This is a genomic window from Xanthomonas hortorum (assembly GCF_040279205.1).
GTDB classification, from domain to species: domain Bacteria; phylum Pseudomonadota; class Gammaproteobacteria; order Xanthomonadales; family Xanthomonadaceae; genus Xanthomonas; species Xanthomonas hortorum_F.
In genome coordinates this window covers 67574-84554 of record NZ_JBEOLS010000015.1, presented here as the reverse complement: position 1 = coordinate 84554, position 16981 = coordinate 67574, and the positions used below count along the sequence as shown (strand labels likewise).

The following is a 16981-nucleotide window of genomic DNA, read 5'->3' as shown; positions in this document are numbered from 1 at the left end:
GGCATTACCAGGAAAGCCCGTCGCGCCCGGGTGCGCTCCTACGATGCATGCATGGCACCGCGCAGCACGCTCCCCTCTTCGAGATCGCATGGCCAAGACATCCACCTCCCTGATCGCTGCCAAGACGCTGCTGCATGCGGCCGCGCTGACGCCGATCGCATTGCTCGGCTGGCAGTTCTGGCAGGTGTGGCAAACCGGCAGCGACGCGCTGGGCGCCGATCCGGTCGCCGAGATCGAGCACCGCACCGGGCTATGGGCGCTGCGCTTCCTGTTGATCACCTTGGCAATCACGCCGCTGCGCCAGCTCACCGGCCAGGCGGTGCTGATCCGCTTCCGCCGCATGCTCGGGCTGTACGCGTTCTTCTACGCCAGCGTGCATCTGACGGCCTACCTGAGCCTGGATCTGCGCGGCTTATGGACGCAGATCTTCGAAGAGATCATCAAACGGCCCTATATCACCGTCGGCTTCACGGCCTGGCTGTTACTGCTGCCGTTGGCGATCACCTCCACCCAGGGCTGGATGCGTCGGCTCAAGCGCAACTGGGGCCGCCTGCACATGCTGATCTACCCGACCGGGCTGTTGGCAGTGCTGCATTTCTGGTGGCTGGTGAAATCCGATATCCGCGAACCGGCGCTGTATGCCGGCATCCTCGCGGTATTGCTGGGCTGGCGGGTCTGGAAAAAACTCAGCGCGCGCCGAACCACAGCAAGGCGCTCAGCGCCGCCGCCAGCAACACCGCGCTGAGCAGCAGCCACGGCCAGCGCGCGACCTTGACCGGCGCACGCGTCGGTTCGGTGGTGGCGCGCGGCGGTGGCAACGGCTCGGTGTCGGGGATATCCCAGGTGGTGCCGTGATGGGTACGCGGTACCTCGACGACGAACCGGTGGCGGGCATCGAATACGACCTGGTCGCCGGCCTGCAGCCAGCCGTCGCGCACCTGCACGCCATTGATCCAGCTGCCTTCTTCCGAACCCAGATCGCGGATCAGCACGCGGTCGCCGTGGCGTTCCAGGCGCGCATGCTGGGCCGCAAAGGCCGGGTCGTCGATGACGATATCCGCCGCCGGGTCGCTGCCGACCAGCCGTGAACGATCCAGCGTGAAGCTGCGCCCGTGATGACGACCACCCAGCCCGCGCAACAACAGACAGACCTCGCTCAGGCCGGCGTCGTCCTCTGGCACGTCGTTGGCCGGCGCGCTCGACGGCGCACTGCGCAGCAGCATCTCCACGCCATCGGCGTAGATCGCATCGCCGGGGCGCAGCAGTGCCATGCGGCGTACCGGGCGTCCGTTGACATGGATGCCGCGGATTCCGTTGGCCACCTGCAACCACAGGCCGCGCTGGTCCAGGCAGAACTGCGCCAATAGCAACGCGCCCTGCGCATCGTCCACCACCCGCACGCTGCCCGAGGCATGACGGACGATCCGGTGGACGCCGGGCTTGAGAGAATGATCCGGCTGCTGCCGGTGAGTGAAATGAACTTGCAGATCGCGCACCCGCCGTAGCCTAGCAGGTCTGCCCCTTGCAGCGGCCAACAACGTGACCGGCGTCCGCCCAACAGGCGCAGTGTTTGCGCGTCGTTCCTGGTCCGCTGCAACCATCCGCACTTGGAGCCTGGCCCGCGCATGCGCACAATGCGCGCTCCTTTCGTCTCACCTATCCACGCCATGTCCAGCATCGATATCCGCCACGACCATTCCTTGACGCCGGCCCAGGCCCGCGCAGCGATCGACGAGGCGGCACGCAAACTGACCGATCGCTACGGCATCGCTTCGCACTGGGAAGGCGACACCTTGCGCATCGCGCGTGCCGGTGTGGACGGGGCGATCGCCTTGCTGCCGCAGCAGGTGCATGTCACCGCCGAGCTTGGCTTTCTGTTGTCGGCGGTGCAGCCGATGGTGGAATCGGAAATCCGTCGGTTGCTGAGCGAAAAACTCGCCTGAGCAGGCCGGTCTGATCGTCCTTGCCCCAATCGGGCCAGGCCTGGGGCCTGCGAACTTGAGCAGGCCGCGCTGGAGGTGCCGGCCCTTCAGCGTCAAGTCACCCGCATCACGCTGGATGCGCGGATGCTTGAAAACGCGTCTCGCGCACACATGACCTAGATGGACGCCAGCAGGCAATGCTTCACCTGCCCGATGCAGCGTCGGCACTAGGGTGAAGGCAACGTCGCTTTAGCAACCTACAGGAGCATCGCATGACGACCGGATACGATCAGAACGGCAACCGCGACAACGCGGCCCATGGGTTCCAGGCGCAGGCAGAGCAGATTTCGCGCCGGCTTGGCGAATCGGCACAGACGGTGTGGTTGGCCGGGCTCGGCGCGCTGGGTCGCGTCCAGACCGAGGGCGGCAAATTGTTCGATTCCCTGGTTCGCGAGGGCGCGGCCTATGAGCGCACGGGCCAGCAGAAGGCCAGCGAAAGCGTCGACGAACTGCGCGAAGAGGTGGAGACCCAGTTCGAGCAGGCACGCGACACCGCCGTGCGTGGCTGGGACCGGCTGGGCAAGGCTTTCGACGAGCGCGTCAAGGGCGTGCTGCGCACCCTCAACATCCCCGAACAGGACGAGCTGGAAAACCTGCGTCGAGAAGTGGAATCGTTGAAGGCCCAGGTGCGCGCCAATACCGCCGCCACCAAGCGCGCCAACCGCACCGCCAATCAAGCCGCGCAGGCTGCCACTAGCGACACGGCCGGCACTGGATCGTCAACCACACCGGGCAGCACCTCGACCGGAAACACGGCTGCGTTCGACGGCGAATAAGCCTGGCACCCGGACAATGTTGCAAAGCAGCATGATTTTCCACACAATCGAGAAGGACCCGCCAGTCCTGTAACACGAAGTCCGTTTGCTCCCCTCCCCTCACGGCTTCGGACTGGCGGGTCTTTCGCTATCTGGATCACGGCTTGTGAGTTCGCCGCCCGCGATCCATTGACGAATCTGCCGCGAGGGATTCTTCTAGGCGCACCATTTCGTTATACGCGCCATAACTTCGTTTTATGCTGATGCCTTCCTGGATTTTGGCGCTGTTGGCCGCTCTCTTGCTGTGGCTGGCGGTGTGCGCTTATGTCTGGCTGGTGCGGCGTCGCGCCGACGAAACCACCGAGGGCGTGCGCGCCCTGGCCGCGATGCATTGGCGTGATTTTTCCGCCCTGGTGCTGCGCGTGCTGCAGGACCAACGCGGTTGGCAACCGACCCGGTTGCCGCAGGACGGCCTGCCCACCGCCGATTTCATGATGCAGACCGACCACGGCACCCGCCTGGTTGCCTGCAAGCACGGGCGCGGTTATCGCATCGGCGTGGCGGCGGTCAACGAGTTGGGCGCGATGGCGCGGCTGGCCGGTGCTGGCGGCGGCGTGATGGTGACCGAGGGCCGCATGGAGCGCGAAGGCATCGCGGCCGCCGACAAGCAATCCATCGAAGTGCTGGACGGCGCGCGCCTGTGGCCACTGCTCAAACCCTACCTGCCCGGCGACATGGAAACCGGCGTGGTCGGCATGGCAAGGCGCCGCGCGATCCGCCACAGCGTCATCGCCGGTGTGGCGTTGGCAACCTTGGCGCTGGTCGCTGTACTGGCACTGCAGCCGGCGCTGCCGGAAGCGGCGCTGACGCAGACTGCAATTGCACCGCCCCCACCGGTTGCCGCACCCGTGCGTGCTGCGCCTTCCGCTGCCCCGGCTACTGCTACGTCGCAGGCAGCGCCCACAACTGCATCGACCCCGGCAGCCATGCCATTCGCAAGCGGGAAGGAACCGGATGCAGCGACCATGCAAGGCTATCAACGCGAGGTTTCCAAAGCGCTCGCCCAGACGCCCGGTCTACTCCGCGGGATCTGGATCACTCAGGCAACGTTGGCGGTGGACCGCACGGTCGAAGACGCCGCCGCATGGCCGCTGATCTGCCGCGAACTGGAACGCTACCCGTACCTGCGCACCGTGCGCGTGCAACTCAATCCGCGCGCAGGCGTGGACGAGCCGGTGCGTTGGCGTCAATGCACGACGATTTGAGTGGGTGATTGGCGCGTTGGTCAGCCGCTGCGAATCTCAGCGCATTCCCGGCGCAAACCGCGCCACCAGATCGTACGAGCCGCCGAGGAACCACTGACGCACGTAGGTGACCGGCTGATCGCCTCGCCAGGTATGGCGATCGATCACAAGACATGCGGCGCCATCGTCCACCTGCAGGCGTTGCGCCTGCGCGGCGTCGGCATTGACCGCGCTGATGCGGTGTTCGGCGCGCGTCCATGGCACGTTGCGCAACAGCCAACTGCCCGGCGCGACATCGGTGAACGATTGCAATAACGCCTCCGGCACCGTGGTGGTATCGATCACGCGTTGCTCCAGCGCGAACGGGCTGCCGTCGGCAAGGTGCACGCTTTCCAGCGCCAGGACCTTGCCGGTGCTGCCCAGGGCGCGTTCCTGCGGCACGCGCTGACGCAGGTTGCGCAGTCGCCGCGACAGCAACGAAAACCGATAGGCATGGCCGCGCGCGGTCATCTCCACTTCGATATCCGGGATCGACAGCGCCACCTGTTCCAGATGCGGATGCGGCCGCGCCACGAACGAGCCGGTGCGGCGGCGACGTTCGATCATGCCGGCGTCGGCGAGCAGCCCGAGCACCTTGTTGACCGTCATGCGCGAACAGCCGTACTGCGTCATCAACTCGTGTTCGGGCGGCACGCGGTGACCGGGCGGCCAGTCGCCGCTGTGGATGCGTTGTTCCAGATCCTGACGGATGCGTTGATGCAGGGTGCCGGGCGCGGCAATGGGGTGGGCGGTCAAAGCAGGTCTCCGGTCAGACCCGCATTGTGCGCGCATCCGCTCAGTTGCTCAGCAGCGATCGCAAAACGCCGGCAAAACGGGCGGCAATGCGTGCGCGATCCACATGCTGCCCGTCGCGCACCACCTGTTGCCCGGCGCGCCAGACAGTGCGCACGGCGCTGCCGCGTGCGGCGAACAGCCAACTGTCGAGCAAGGCATCGTCGCTGCGCGCCAGCAGCGCCGGATGGGTGAGATCCAACTCGATCAGATCGGCCGAGGCGCCGACACGAATGCCGCTGTGCGCAATACCCAAGGCCTGCGCCGCGCCATCGCCGGCCTGACCGAACAACCAGCGCCCACTGGAAACGCCACCTTGTGCCAGCACATTGCGCGCCTGCAATTGCAGGCGTTGGCCGTATTCGAGCAGGCGCAGTTCTTCGGCCGCATCGATCAAGACATTCGAATCCGAACCCACGCCGAAACGCCCGCCCGCAGCGGCAAATGCCTGCATCGGGAACAGCCCGTCGCCCAGATTCGCCTCGGTGATCGGGCATAGCCCGACCACCGCACCGCTATCGACGATCGCCTGCAGTTCGCTCGCATCCACATGCGTGGCGTGCACCAGACACCAGCGCGCATCCACCGACGCGTTAGCCTGCAGCCACTGCACCGGGCGCTGCCCTGACCAGGCCAGACACGCATCGACCTCGCGTTGCTGCTCGGCGATATGGATGTGGATCGGGCCATCGGTGAGCGGCACCAGCGCAGCCAGTTGTTCTGGTGTGACCGCGCGCAGGCTGTGCGGCGCCAACCCGAGCACTGCATCGGGCAAGGCTTTGAGGCTGCGCGTGCAGTCGTCCAGCAAGCGTGCGAAGCCATCGATGTCGTGGATCAAACGACGCTGCGCTGTACTCGGCGCGACACCACCGAAATCCGAATGCGCATAGAACACCGGCAACAGCGTCAGGCCCATGCCGGTGTTGGCAGCGGCGGCGGCAATGCGCTCGGACATTTCGCCTGCGTGCGCATACGCCGCGCCGCTGGGGTTGTGGTGCAGATAGTGGAATTCGCCGGCGCGGGTGAAGCCGCTTTCGAGCATTTCCACATAGGCCTGTTCGGCGATCGCCTGCAGGCTATCCGGGTCCAGCCGGTCGACAAAGCGGTACATCAACTCGCGCCAGCTCCAGAAACTGTCGCCGCTGCGCCCACCCACCTCGGTCAAGCCGGCCATGCCGCGCTGGAACGCGTGGCTGTGCAGATTGCCCAACCCGGGCAGCAGCACCTCGACACGGGTATCAGTGGCGGCCACCGCAGTATCGGTCTGCACCGAGGCGATGCGCCCCTGTGCCAGCGCGATCCGCACACCGCTTGCCCAGCCATCGGGCAAGAGAGCCCGCGCTGCCCACATCGCCTGCACCTGTTGGTCTGCCACTGGACACCCTCGATTGCCGGTTCTATTGTATATACATATCAGACACCACGAGCCTGCGCCATGCATTGCGACGTCCTCTGGCACAACGCACAGCTGATGACCCTGGACGCAGCCGATGGTGGCCTGGGCATCGTGGACGATGGCGTTCTGGCCTGCCAGGACGGCCGCATCACCTACGCCGGCCCGGCCGCGCAGGCCCCGGCGCTGACGCCGGACGTTGCGCACGATTGCCGGCGCCGCTGGATCAGCCCCGGCCTGATCGATTGCCATACCCATCTGGTGTATGCAGGCAATCGCGCCAACGAATTCGAACAACGCCTGCGCGGCGCCAGCTATGCGCAGATCGCTGCGGCCGGCGGCGGCATCGTGGCCACGGTGCGCGCAACTCGAGCTGCCGACGATGCAGCGTTACTGGCCGCCAGCCTGCCACGCCTGGACGCCATGCTTGCCGAAGGCGTGACCACGCTGGAAATCAAATCCGGCTACGGGCTCACGCTGGAGGACGAAACCAAACAGCTGCGCGTGGCACGCCAGCTCGCCGCGCTGCGCAAGGTCGAAGTGGTGCCAACGTTTCTCGGCGCCCATGCGGTGCCACCGGGCAGCGATGCACAGACCTATATCGACGCGGTCTGCACGCAGATGATTCCGGCGATTGCCGCGCAATGTCTTGCCGAGGCGGTGGACGTGTTCTGCGAGCACCTGGCGTTCTCGCCCGCGCAGGCCGAACAAGTGTTCGTCGCCGCGCAAGCGCACGGCTTGGGCATCAAGATCCACGCCGAACAACTGAGCAATCAGCACGGTGCAGCGTTAGCGGCACGCTATGGCGCGCTGTCGGCCGATCACATCGAATATCTGGACAGCGACGGCGTTGCCGCGATGGCCAGCGCCGGCACGGTGGCGGTACTGTTGCCGGGCGCGTTCTATTTCACCCGCGACACCCAGCTGCCGCCGATCGCCGCGTTGCGCGCCGCCGGCGTGCCGCTGGCCCTGGCCACCGATTGCAATCCAGGCACCTCGCCGCTGACCAGTCCGTTGCTGGCGATGAATATGGCCGCCACCTTGTTCCGTATGACCGTGGACGAATGCATCGCCGGTTTTACCCGCGATGCCGCGCGCGCGCTCGGGCGCGGCGAGCGGCTTGGCCGGCTGCGCGCCGGCATGCACTGCGACCTGGCGATCTGGAACATCGACGCGCCGGCCGATCTGGTCTACCGCATGGGCTTCAACCCACTTCATGCCCGCGTCTGGCGCGGGCATTCCTGCTGAATCCGGAGTCGTCATGAGTTCTGTTGTCTTGCAGCCCGGCCAGGTCACCCTGGCGCAATGGCGTGCGTTGTATCGCGGCGCCGAGGTCGTGTTGGACGACACTTGCGCAGCCGCCGTACTGCGCAGCGCGCAGACGGTGGAGGCCATCGTCGCGCGCGGCGAGCCGGTCTACGGCGTCAATACCGGCTTCGGCAAACTGGCCAGCGTGCGCATCGAGCGCGAGGACCTGCAGACCCTGCAACGCAATATCGTGCTGTCGCATGCGGCCGGTGTCGGCGAGCCCACACCCGTACCGGTCGTGCGGCTGATGATGGCGCTCAAGCTCACCAGCCTGGCCCAAGGCGCCTCCGGCGTGCAGCCGGACACCTTGGCGCTGTTGGACGCGATGCTGCGTCTGGGCATCACCCCGGTGGTGCCGTGCCAGGGCTCAGTCGGCGCCTCCGGCGATCTGGCGCCGTTGTCGCATCTGGCCGCTGTGATGATTGGCGTTGGCGAAGCCTTCGTCGGCGAGCAACGTTTGCCTGCCGCCGAGGCGCTTGCACAGGCGCAGTTGCAGCCACGCGTGCTCGGCGCAAAGGAAGGCCTGGCGCTGCTCAACGGCACCCAGTTTTCCACTGCCTGCGCATTGGCCGGTTTGTTCGAGATCGAAACCGTGCTGCAGGCCGCGCTGGTCACTGGCGCCTTGTCGGTGGAAGCGGCCAAGGGCTCGGATACGCCGTTCGATGCGCGCATCCATGCCCTGCGCGGGCAGCCTGGGCAGATCGCCACCGCTGCAGCGCTGCGCGCCTTGATGGCCGATTCGAGCATTCGCGAATCGCACCGGCTGGGCGATGTGCGCGTGCAGGATCCGTACTGTCTGCGCTGCCAGCCGCAGGTGATGGGCGCGGCGCTGGATATCATGCGTCAGGCCGCGCGCACGCTGGAGATCGAAGCCAATGGCGTGTCCGACAACCCGTTGGTGTTCAGCGATACCGGCGAGGCGTTGTCGGGCGGTAATTTCCACGCCGAGCCGGTGGCGTTTGCGGCCGACATGCTGGCGATGGCGGTCTGCGAAATCGGCTCAATCAGCGAACGCCGCACCGCGATGCTGGTCGACCCGGCGTTGTCTGGCCTGCCGGCATTTCTCACCCCGCGCCCGGGCTTGAATTCGGGCTTCATGATTCCGCAGGTCACCGCTGCGGCCTTGGTGTCGGAGAACAAGCAGCGCGCGTATCCGGCCAGTGTCGATTCGATTCCGACCTCGGCCAACCAGGAAGATCATGTGTCGATGGCCGCGCACGGCGCACGCCGCTTGTTGGCAATGGCAGAGAACGCCACGCATGTGATCGGCATCGAGTTGCTGGCTGCGGTGCAGGGCTGCGACTTCCATGCGCCGCTACGCTCAAGCGCCGCATTGGAAGCCGCACGCGCACTGCTGCGTGCGCAGGTGCCCACGCTGCAGGACGACCGCTATTTCCATCCCGACATGCTGGCTGCAAGTGCGCTGGTGCGCTCGGGTGCACTGGCGCGCGCGGTGGCGATGGCATTGCCGGGTGTGGAGCAGGACGCATGAATCGGCAGGCCGACAAGACGCAATCGCGCTATCAATACGTCTCGGCGATTGCACCGATGCAAGGTAGGCAACGATGAGCGCTCTGCCCTGGCTCGAAGTTCACCGCGGCGATGCGCCACTGATCGTCAGCTTCCCGCATACCGGCACCGAGCTGCCGGACGACGTGGCCGATCGATTCGTGTCGCCGTGGCTGGCGCGCCGCGATGCCGATTGGTGGGTGCATCAGCTGTACGACTTCGCGCAATCGCTCGGTGCCACCACTGTGCGTACCGCGATCTCGCGCTCGGTGATCGACGTCAATCGCGACCCGAGCGGCGCATCGTTGTATCCGGGCCAGAACACCACCGGCCTGTGCCCGCTGACCACCTTCGACAATCAACCGTTGTACGCAGACGGTGACGCACCTGATCAGGCGCAGATCGAGCTACGCCGCACGCGCTGGTTCGATCCTTATCACGCTGCGCTCGCTAGCGAGATTGCGCGCCTGCACGCGCAACACCCAAAGATCGTGGTCTACGATGCGCATTCGATCCGCTCGCATATTCCGCACCTGTTCGACGGCGAGTTGCCGCAGTTCAACATCGGCAGCAACGACGACCGCAGTTGCGATCCAGACCTGGTCGATGCGGTGGAACGGCTGTGCCGCAGCAGTGGCTCCAGCACCGTACGCAATGGGCGTTTCAAGGGCGGCTGGATCACCCGCCACTACGCGCAGCCCGAGCGCGGTGTGCATACGCTGCAGATGGAGCTGGCCTGCCGCGGTTACATGCGCGAGCCCGACGACATCACCCCAGACACCTGGCCCACGCCCTGGCAGCCCGCGCACGCAGTGGCATTACGCGCTGTGCTGCGGCACGTGCTGCTGACCTGCCTGCACTTCGCCAACGCCACACCCCCCTCCTCCGACACCACGCCGCCTGCGGCGCACCGTTGATTGCAAGGAACCCGGCATGACCCGTCACGATGCAACCCGCGTCATCCGCGCCGCCACCGGCACCACGCTCACCGCCAAGAGCTGGCTCACCGAAGCGCCGCTGCGCATGCTGATGAACAACCTGGACCCGGACGTGGCCGAGCGCCCGCAGGAGCTGGTGGTGTATGGCGGCATCGGCCGCGCTGCGCGCGATTGGGAATCCTTCGATGCGATCGTCGCCGCACTCACCCGCCTGGACGACGACCAGACCTTGCTGGTGCAATCCGGCAAGCCGGTCGGCGTGTTTCGCACCCATGCCGATGCGCCACGCGTGCTGATCGCCAACTCCAACCTGGTGCCGCGCTGGGCCACCTGGGACCACTTCAACGAACTCGATAAAAAAGGTCTGGCGATGTACGGCCAGATGACTGCCGGCAGCTGGATCTACATCGGCGCGCAAGGCATCGTGCAAGGCACCTACGAAACGTTCGTGGAGATGGGCCGCCAGCATTACGGCGGCAACCTGGCCGGCAAGTGGCTGTTCACCGGCGGCCTCGGCGGCATGGGTGGCGCGCAGCCGCTGGCCGCAGTGATGGCCGGCGCCTCGTGCCTGGCGGTGGAATGCCGCCGTTCCAGCATCGACATGCGCCTGCGCACCGGTTATCTGGACACCTGGACCGACTCGCTGGACGAGGCGCTGCGCCTGATCGAGGAATCGTGCACGGCGAAGAAGCCGCTGTCGGTCGGCCTGCTCGGTAATGTCGCCGATGTGCTGGACGAGCTGCTGCTACGCGGGATCAAGCCGGACCTGCTGACCGACCAGACCTCCGCGCACGACCCGGTCAACGGCTACCTGCCGCAGAGCTGGAGCGTGGAAGAATGGGACGCAAAACGCGAGAGCGCGTCCAAGGAAGTGGAAGCCGCCGCGCGCGAGTCGATGGCCAGCCACATCCGCGCCATGCTCACCTTCCACGCGCTGGGCGTGCCCACCGTGGATTACGGCAACAACCTGCGCCAGATGGCACTGGAAGAAGGCGTCGACAACGCGTTCGACTTCCCCGGCTTCGTGCCCGCCTACATCCGGCCACTGTTCTGTCGCGGCGTCGGCCCGTTCCGCTGGGTCGCGCTCAGTGGCGATCCGCAGGACATCGCCAAGACCGATGCCAAGGTCAAGGAACTCATTCCCGACGATGCGCATCTGCATCGCTGGCTCGACATGGCCGCCGAAAAGATCGCCTTCCAGGGCCTGCCTGCGCGCATCTGTTGGGTCGGCCTGGGCGATCGGCATCGGCTGGGTCTGGCCTTCAACGCGATGGTGCGCAGCGGCGAATTGAAGGCGCCGGTCGTCATCGGGCGCGACCATCTGGATTCCGGCAGCGTCGCCTCGCCCAACCGCGAAACCGAAGCCATGGCCGATGGCTCCGATGCCGTCTCCGACTGGCCGCTGCTCAACGCCCTGCTCAATACCGCCAGCGGCGCCACCTGGGTCTCGCTGCACCACGGCGGCGGCGTCGGCATGGGGTTCTCGCAGCACGCCGGCATGGTCATCGTTTGCGACGGCAGCGAAGCAGCAGACAAGCGGATCGAACGCGTGCTCTGGAACGACCCGGCCACCGGCGTGATGCGCCACGCCGATGCCGGCTATGCCATCGCCACCGATTGCGCGAAAGAAAAAGGGCTGGATTTACCGGGAATTCTTGGCTGAGTTCGCCCTCCGACAGCGCGGTATACCGCACGCTGTCGGCAGGCTGTGTGCACTGCTCGCAACCATGCACACCGACCATCTCGAGTGGTCCTTGCCCGCCCACCGTCGCGGGACCTTACGCGGCATGGATGCCGCGTAAGAGCTTACAAGGACGTACTTGCAGCGTGTCCCGCGAGGGTGGGCGGGCAAGGGCCCACCAGCCAAGCTGCAGACATCAGCTCTACAACTGATCTATCCGCCGCACTGTTCAACTACTCCAGGGACAACCGAGATTTCGGTCGCGGCGGCGGTTAAACGCAGTCAAAAGCTTAGGTCAAAAGCTGGGTCAGTCGAGGGCGCGATGTCCTCACCAGACAGTTTGCTGGTTGCTTTGAGAATAGCTACGCACACCGACCATCCCGACTGGTCCTTGCCCGCCCACCGTCGCGGGACCTTACGCGGCATGGATGCCGCGTAAGAGCTTACAAGGACGTACTTGCAGCGTGTCCCGCGACGGTGGGCGGGCAAGGACCCCACAGCCAAGCCACAAATCAACCGCTCTACACGCGTTTTGTTAGCCGCTCTAATCGGCTTTGGTTTCCATCCCTATCTGCTTGCAGGCCGATGCAGCAGCAGCCAGCAATGCGCTGTCATCGAGCAGCGGCACCGCCCCGCTTGCTGGGTAAGAAGCTGCGATCGCCTTCGCCGCGCGATCTGCATCCGCCTGGATATACCACTGCGACGCCATCGGCAACGCACGTCCACGTACCGCGTGTTCGAATCGATACTGTCCCCAGTAAATCGCCAATGGCTCTTCCAGCGCGTTGAGCGGGTTACGCAAGGTGGCCGCACTCGGACACAGCCGCAAGAAGTTGGCAGCAAGCATGCGTTTACGCGCGGATGGCTGCCCCGCAGACAAGTAATGACTCAACTCGTGCAACAGGATCGGCGTCCAGTCCATTGATGCCGTGCCGGTGAGCGCATCGTGCTGCGAATAGAGCAGCATCGTGCGTCCACGCACTTTGGCCTGGGTGGTATCCATCTCCGGCCACCACACGAATCGTGCCTCGAACACCGGAGGTTCCGGCACCGCAAAGAAATCACGCATCTGCAATGCCAGGCGGGAAACGGCCGGGTTGGATAGCTCCTCGCTCAGCACGCGTATCTGTTGCTCGAAACGGGATGCAACTGCGATCAAACGACTGGCACGCGGAACGAACCGCGCAAAATACGCGCGCAACAGTCTCTGGTCATCTGCCGACTGCTCTGCAATGGCGGCGTTCGCTGAAGCCTCGAAGTCTTCGCTCCCCAGGAAATGTCGGGAGAACGGATCCGCGTCATGGGTGACGTCTGGCGCAAAGACTCGGTCGACCACCTCCAGATCGTCGTCTTTTGCCAGCCCCGAGGTGCGGCGGCGGAAATCCGCATAGGCGGCAAGCGCGGCACGGTCCGCCTGATCCAGCCCGCCATGGGCTTCCATGTAGCTGCGGTAGACGGGCACCGTAAAGCCCGGCAACCAATCCGACAGGTTATCCAGCAGGTTGAACAGATCCGTCGCTTCGCTGTAACCCACCTGGACGTACGTCGATGGCGGTGTGGGTGGCGCGGCATGCGCAGTGGCGCACAACAACATCCAGATCAGTGCGACTGCGCGCATGTTCCGCAGTGTGGTCAGCCAGCAATCACTCCATCTGCGCATGCGGAACTCTGGGCTGGCGAGTACGTTGATTCGAGCATGCAGGGATACCGCTCGCAACATGTCTTTCGTCAGGGGTGCGCGGACCTGCACGCCGGCGGCCTGCTTTGACGGCAAAACCACCGTAGCCCGTCACATTCTCGACAATTGCCCTCAAGACTGCCGGGATCAGGCCGACAAGGTATGCAACGTTTCGAGGAGCCTCCATGGGCATCCTGATCTACCTGGTGCCTGCATTCGCACTCTGGGCGCTCATCGCCACCGGGCTGGCGTTCGTGCGTGGCCGGCAACTGCGTGCCGAGTCCGGCCAGCTTGCGAACACCCAGGACAGTCTTGCCCGCTACCAGGCTGCGCTGTCGCAATTGAAGGCACGCGCGGCCGCCAGCACGCTGGAGCTGGAATCGCTGCAGCGCAGCTACGCGGTGCTCAAACAGTCGCTGGAGCAGCAGGAACAGAATGCGGCCGAGCAACAGGCGACCACGGCCCAGGTGATTCCGATGGTGATGGTGCAGCAACTGGACATCGCCAACGAAATCGGCACCTTGTTTGCGCACGTGGCGCGCGTTGCGCGCAGCCTGCGTCGCTATAGCGCCTACAGCCGCGGCCATAATGCGCCGGAACCGAACACCGCCCGCTACGACCTGCACTGGTTGGCGGACTGCTTGCACAGCTTCGACCAGATCGGCCATGCGCTGGTGCGCGGTAACGTCGCCGCATTGATCACGGCCTGCCAGGACCTGCTGTCGATGTACGACCACTATTTGAAAGACGGCTCCGGCTATAACAGCCGCGACACCTTTCAGCGGCTGAGCAGCGATGTGCCACTGTCCGATGCCACCGACGCCATCCGCTCGATCATCGTCAAGGCCACGCTGGCGCAGGACGCGCAGGATGCGGTGATGGAAGAAGCAGTTGCGGCGAATGTGGCTTGATTCGGGATTCGGGAATCGGGATTCGCAAGAGCGTGGGCGCGGTGTTCTGTTAGCTCAACACGTAGATACATGGCTGTCTGACAGCGTATCGATGAGCATCGTTGGCTAAAACGTACTTGCGACTACTCATAAAAAAAGCGCACCGCTTGCGGTGCGCTTTTTTTGTTTCAAGCCTTAGGAACGGCTAACGAACTCTGGCGAGCAGGTCCGATAACAGCTCAAATCAAGGCTTTTTCTGCGGCAACGCATACGCCACCAACGAATCGCCCGCAGGCGTTTCCATGAAGTGGTGGCCGCCGGCCATGATCACCAGATACTCGCGGCCGTTGTAGGCGTAGACCATCGGGTTGGCCTGGCCGCCGGCCGGCAGCTTGGCATGCCACAGCTCCTTGCCGGTGGACAGATCGATGGCGCGGATCAGGTCGTCGGTGGCTGCGGCAATGAAGATCAAGCCACTGGCCGTCACCACCGAACCGCCGTTGTTGGGCGTGCCAATCTCGATCGGCAGACCAGAGCGGATGCCGAACGGACCATTGCCGCGTGCGCTGCCGAACGGACGATCCCAAAGGGTCTTGCCGCTGGCCAGATCGATCGCACGGATGCCGCCATACGGCGGCTGCTTGCACAGCAGCTTGGTGAACGGCAGGCGCCAGCCGGCATTGACGTTGATCGCATACGGCGTACCGGCCTGCGGATCGCCCGCACCTTCCGCGCCACCTGCATCGCCGCGCGCTTCATCGCGCGGTGCCCAGCCCAGTTTGTCGGCCTTGGCGCGCGGCACCAGCAGGTTGTAGTTGGGCATGTCGTTGTAGTTGGCCACGATCACCCCGCGCTGCGGATCCACCGACACGCTGCCCCAATCCGAACCGCCGTTGTAGCCGGGGTATTCGATCGAATGGCGGTCGGCTTCCGGCGGCGTGTAGATGCCCTTGTAGCTGGCCTTGCGGAACTGGATGCGGCAGACCAGCTGATCGATCGGCGTCATCCCCCACATGTCGCGCTCGGTCAGATCCGGCTTGCGCAAGGTGTGATACAGCGAGAACGGCTGGGTCCTGGCGCGCATCTGCGGCTCCACACCGCCACCGGGCACTGCGCGTTCTTCCACGCCCACCAGCGGCTTGCCGGTACGCCGATCCAGCACGTACAACTCGCCCTGCTTGCTCGGCAACAACACCGCCGGCACGTTGACGCCGTCCTTGGGGAAGTCGATCAGGCTCGGCTGCGAGCCCAGGTCGTAATCCCACGCATCGATATGCGTGGTCTGGAAATTCCACACCGGCTTGCCGGTGGTGACATCCAGCGCCACCAGCGAGGTCGCATAGCGATTCTCCTGCGGCGTGCGCGAGCTGCTCCAGTAATCGGCGGTGGAGTTGCCCATCGGCAGATACACATAGCCCAGCTGTTCGTCGGCCGCGGCGGTGGTCCACATGTTCGGCGTGCCACGCGTCCAGGTCTGGCCCGGCGGCGGTGCGCCGTTCCAGTCCGGATGGGTCATGTCCCAGGCCCAGCGCAATTGGCCGGTCACCGCATCGAAGCCTTCGATCACACCGGACGGCTCGTAACGCTTCTGCCCGTCCAGCACCTGATGGCCGGTGACCACCACCCCGCGCACGATGGCGGGCGGCGAATTGATCGACACATAGCCCGGCGGCGTCTGCCCCATGCCGACGGTGATGTCGACCTGGCCGTTGTTGCCGAAATCCGTGCACGGTTTGCCGCTACGCGCATCCAGCGCGATCAGGCGGCCATCCAGCGTGCCTTCGATGATGCGCGTGCGGCACAGCGGCGCCCCCTCCGCTGCCGCTACTGCGGCGGCGTCGTTGGCTGCCACCGGCACCTGGTAGTACGACACACCACGGCAGGCGGCCGTATACGGAATCGCCTCGTCCTTGACCTTGGGATCGTAACGCCAACGCTCCTTGCCACTGGCGGCATCCAGCGCGATCACCTGATTGCGCGCAGTACACAGATACAGGCTGTCGCCCACCTTCAGCGGCGTGGTTTCCGCACCCCAGCGCTTGCTCGGCAGGTCGCCGGTGTGGAAGACCCAGGCCTGCTTCAATTGCGCAACGTTGTCGCGGTTGATCTGCTGCAACGGCGAATAGCGCTGCCCGGCCTGGCTGCGTCCATACGCGGCCCAGTCGTCGTCGGCAGGCGCATTGCCCGGCTGCCCGTCGGCGGCGGCCGGCGCTGCAGACGCGCTGCGCTTGACCAGGCCCGCGGCCATGCCGGCGGCGTGTGCCAGCGCGCCATCGGCCTCGGTCACCCCAAACGGCACGAAGGCGAGCGCGAAGGCCACCACGAACACCGCCGCCAGAACGCCGGCCACGCTGCGCGACACCGCACGCGACACCGGGCGCTCCAGCTTCGGCAGCAGCAGCGCCAGCACGAATGCCAAGCCGACGATCAAGCCCAGCCGCGGTACCCAACGCCAGTAGTCGCTGCCCGATTCCCACCACGTCCACGGCAACGTCGCCGCCACCACTGCGGCAAACCACCACGCGCCCGCATTGCGACCGCGAAACAGCAATACGCCGGCGATCAGCAAGGCCACGCCCACAGGCGCGTAATACCAGGAGCCGCCCAGCGCGGCCAGCCACACGCCGCCTGCCAGCAGCACGGCGCCCAGCACTCCAATCACGCCTCCCAACGTCGCCAGCGCCCAGTGGCCGCGACGGGAAGGACGATGCAATGTCGTCATCAGTTGTTCCTCTTCGATCTGCGGCGACGCAACGCCGCCGCACCACCCCC

At 65.4% G+C, this 16981-nt stretch carries 14 protein-coding genes; 9 read left to right on the top strand and 5 right to left on the bottom strand.

Translation table 11 applies throughout. From position 1 onward, the window contains the following. Positions 1 to 88: 88 nt before the first annotated feature. Positions 89 to 745, top strand: a complete 657-nt coding sequence (msrQ, locus tag ABS769_RS08765) for a protein-methionine-sulfoxide reductase heme-binding subunit MsrQ (protein WP_317063192.1) — start codon at positions 89 to 91, stop codon at positions 743 to 745. On the opposite strand, the gene ABS769_RS08760 is transcribed toward msrQ, so the two are convergent. Continuing rightward, positions 687 to 1496 carry an FHA domain-containing protein gene (locus ABS769_RS08760; protein WP_023903666.1) on the bottom strand — a complete coding sequence of 270 codons (810 nt, stop codon included), beginning with the start codon at positions 1494 to 1496 and terminating at the stop codon, positions 687 to 689. The genes msrQ and ABS769_RS08760 overlap by 59 nt on opposite strands. Before the next feature lie 171 nt (positions 1497 to 1667). Here ABS769_RS08760 and ABS769_RS08755 point away from each other — a divergent pair, with 171 nt between their 5' ends. The 3 genes from ABS769_RS08755 to ABS769_RS08745 all read left to right on the top strand — a co-directional run bounded on the left by ABS769_RS08755 (position 1668) and on the right by ABS769_RS08745 (position 4002). Further along, entirely contained in the window at positions 1668 to 1943 is a 276-nt protein-coding gene (locus ABS769_RS08755) for a polyhydroxyalkanoic acid system family protein (protein ID WP_043889151.1), read from the top strand. A gap of 251 nt (positions 1944 to 2194) precedes the next feature. After that, a complete protein-coding gene (locus ABS769_RS08750; RefSeq protein ID WP_317063191.1) occupies positions 2195 to 2758 on the top strand; it encodes a phasin family protein in 564 nt (187 codons plus the stop codon). A 236-nt stretch (positions 2759 to 2994) separates the two neighbouring features. Next, positions 2995 to 4002, top strand: coding sequence for a restriction endonuclease (locus tag ABS769_RS08745; protein ID WP_317063190.1), 1008 nt, complete (start codon positions 2995 to 2997; stop codon positions 4000 to 4002). A 36-nt stretch (positions 4003 to 4038) separates the two neighbouring features. On the opposite strand, the gene hutC is transcribed toward ABS769_RS08745, so the two are convergent. Next, positions 4039 to 4812: a histidine utilization repressor gene (gene hutC / locus ABS769_RS08740; protein ID WP_074065984.1), complete on the bottom strand. Its 774-nt coding sequence runs from the start codon at positions 4810 to 4812 to the stop codon at positions 4039 to 4041. A 4-nt stretch (positions 4813 to 4816) separates the two neighbouring features. After that, positions 4817 to 6187, bottom strand: a complete 1371-nt coding sequence (locus ABS769_RS08735) for a formimidoylglutamate deiminase (protein WP_317063189.1) — start codon at positions 6185 to 6187, stop codon at positions 4817 to 4819. Between the two features lie 60 nt (positions 6188 to 6247). Here ABS769_RS08735 and hutI point away from each other — a divergent pair, with 60 nt between their 5' ends. From hutI to hutU, 4 genes are all read left to right on the top strand, one after another. After that, positions 6248 to 7453, top strand: coding sequence for an imidazolonepropionase (hutI, locus tag ABS769_RS08730; RefSeq protein WP_317063188.1), 1206 nt, complete (start codon positions 6248 to 6250; stop codon positions 7451 to 7453). Positions 7454 to 7466: 13 nt separating this feature from the next. Next, complete coding sequence (gene hutH / locus ABS769_RS08725) at positions 7467 to 9005, top strand: histidine ammonia-lyase (RefSeq protein ID WP_430544193.1); 1539 nt, start codon at positions 7467 to 7469, stop codon at positions 9003 to 9005. A gap of 73 nt (positions 9006 to 9078) precedes the next feature. Continuing rightward, on the top strand, positions 9079 to 9939 hold the full coding sequence (gene hutG / locus ABS769_RS08720; protein ID WP_317063186.1) for an N-formylglutamate deformylase: 861 nt from the start codon (positions 9079 to 9081) through the stop codon (positions 9937 to 9939). Positions 9940 to 9955: 16 nt separating this feature from the next. Then, positions 9956 to 11623 carry a urocanate hydratase gene (gene hutU, locus ABS769_RS08715; RefSeq protein ID WP_317063185.1) on the top strand — a complete coding sequence of 556 codons (1668 nt, stop codon included), beginning with the start codon at positions 9956 to 9958 and terminating at the stop codon, positions 11621 to 11623. A gap of 562 nt (positions 11624 to 12185) precedes the next feature. Here hutU and ABS769_RS08710 read toward each other — a convergent pair. Then, complete coding sequence (locus ABS769_RS08710; RefSeq protein ID WP_350498142.1) at positions 12186 to 13391, bottom strand: hypothetical protein; 1206 nt, start codon at positions 13389 to 13391, stop codon at positions 12186 to 12188. Between the two features lie 113 nt (positions 13392 to 13504). Between ABS769_RS08710 and ABS769_RS08705 the strand changes: the two genes are divergently transcribed. Beyond that, a complete protein-coding gene (locus ABS769_RS08705; protein WP_023903654.1) occupies positions 13505 to 14230 on the top strand; it encodes a hypothetical protein in 726 nt (241 codons plus the stop codon). A gap of 223 nt (positions 14231 to 14453) precedes the next feature. Here the strand turns inward: ABS769_RS08705 and ABS769_RS08700 are convergent, their stop codons facing one another. Then, entirely contained in the window at positions 14454 to 16931 is a 2478-nt protein-coding gene (locus ABS769_RS08700) for a membrane-bound PQQ-dependent dehydrogenase, glucose/quinate/shikimate family (RefSeq protein ID WP_317061618.1), read from the bottom strand. Positions 16932 to 16981: the final 50 nt, after the last annotated feature.

Bases quoted from the DNA above. Each gene is read 5' to 3' on its own strand.
- ABS769_RS08705 (WP_023903654.1), top strand. From the start codon at position 13,505: ATGGGCATCCTGATCTACCTGGTGCCTGCATTCGCACTCTGGGCGCTC.
- msrQ (WP_317063192.1), top strand. From the start codon at position 89: ATGGCCAAGACATCCACCTCCCTGATCGCTGCCAAGACGCTGCTGCAT.
- ABS769_RS08755 (WP_043889151.1), top strand. From the start codon at position 1,668: ATGTCCAGCATCGATATCCGCCACGACCATTCCTTGACGCCGGCCCAG.
- hutH (WP_430544193.1), top strand. From the start codon at position 7,467: ATGAGTTCTGTTGTCTTGCAGCCCGGCCAGGTCACCCTGGCGCAATGG.
- ABS769_RS08750 (WP_317063191.1), top strand. From the start codon at position 2,195: ATGACGACCGGATACGATCAGAACGGCAACCGCGACAACGCGGCCCAT.
- hutU (WP_317063185.1), top strand. From the start codon at position 9,956: ATGACCCGTCACGATGCAACCCGCGTCATCCGCGCCGCCACCGGCACC.
- ABS769_RS08700 (WP_317061618.1), bottom strand. From the start codon at position 16,931: ATGACGACATTGCATCGTCCTTCCCGTCGCGGCCACTGGGCGCTGGCG.
- ABS769_RS08745 (WP_317063190.1), top strand. From the start codon at position 2,995: ATGCTGATGCCTTCCTGGATTTTGGCGCTGTTGGCCGCTCTCTTGCTG.
- hutG (WP_317063186.1), top strand. From the start codon at position 9,079: ATGAGCGCTCTGCCCTGGCTCGAAGTTCACCGCGGCGATGCGCCACTG.
- hutI (WP_317063188.1), top strand. From the start codon at position 6,248: ATGCATTGCGACGTCCTCTGGCACAACGCACAGCTGATGACCCTGGAC.
- hutC (WP_074065984.1), bottom strand. From the start codon at position 4,812: ATGCGCGCACAATGCGGGTCTGACCGGAGACCTGCTTTGACCGCCCAC.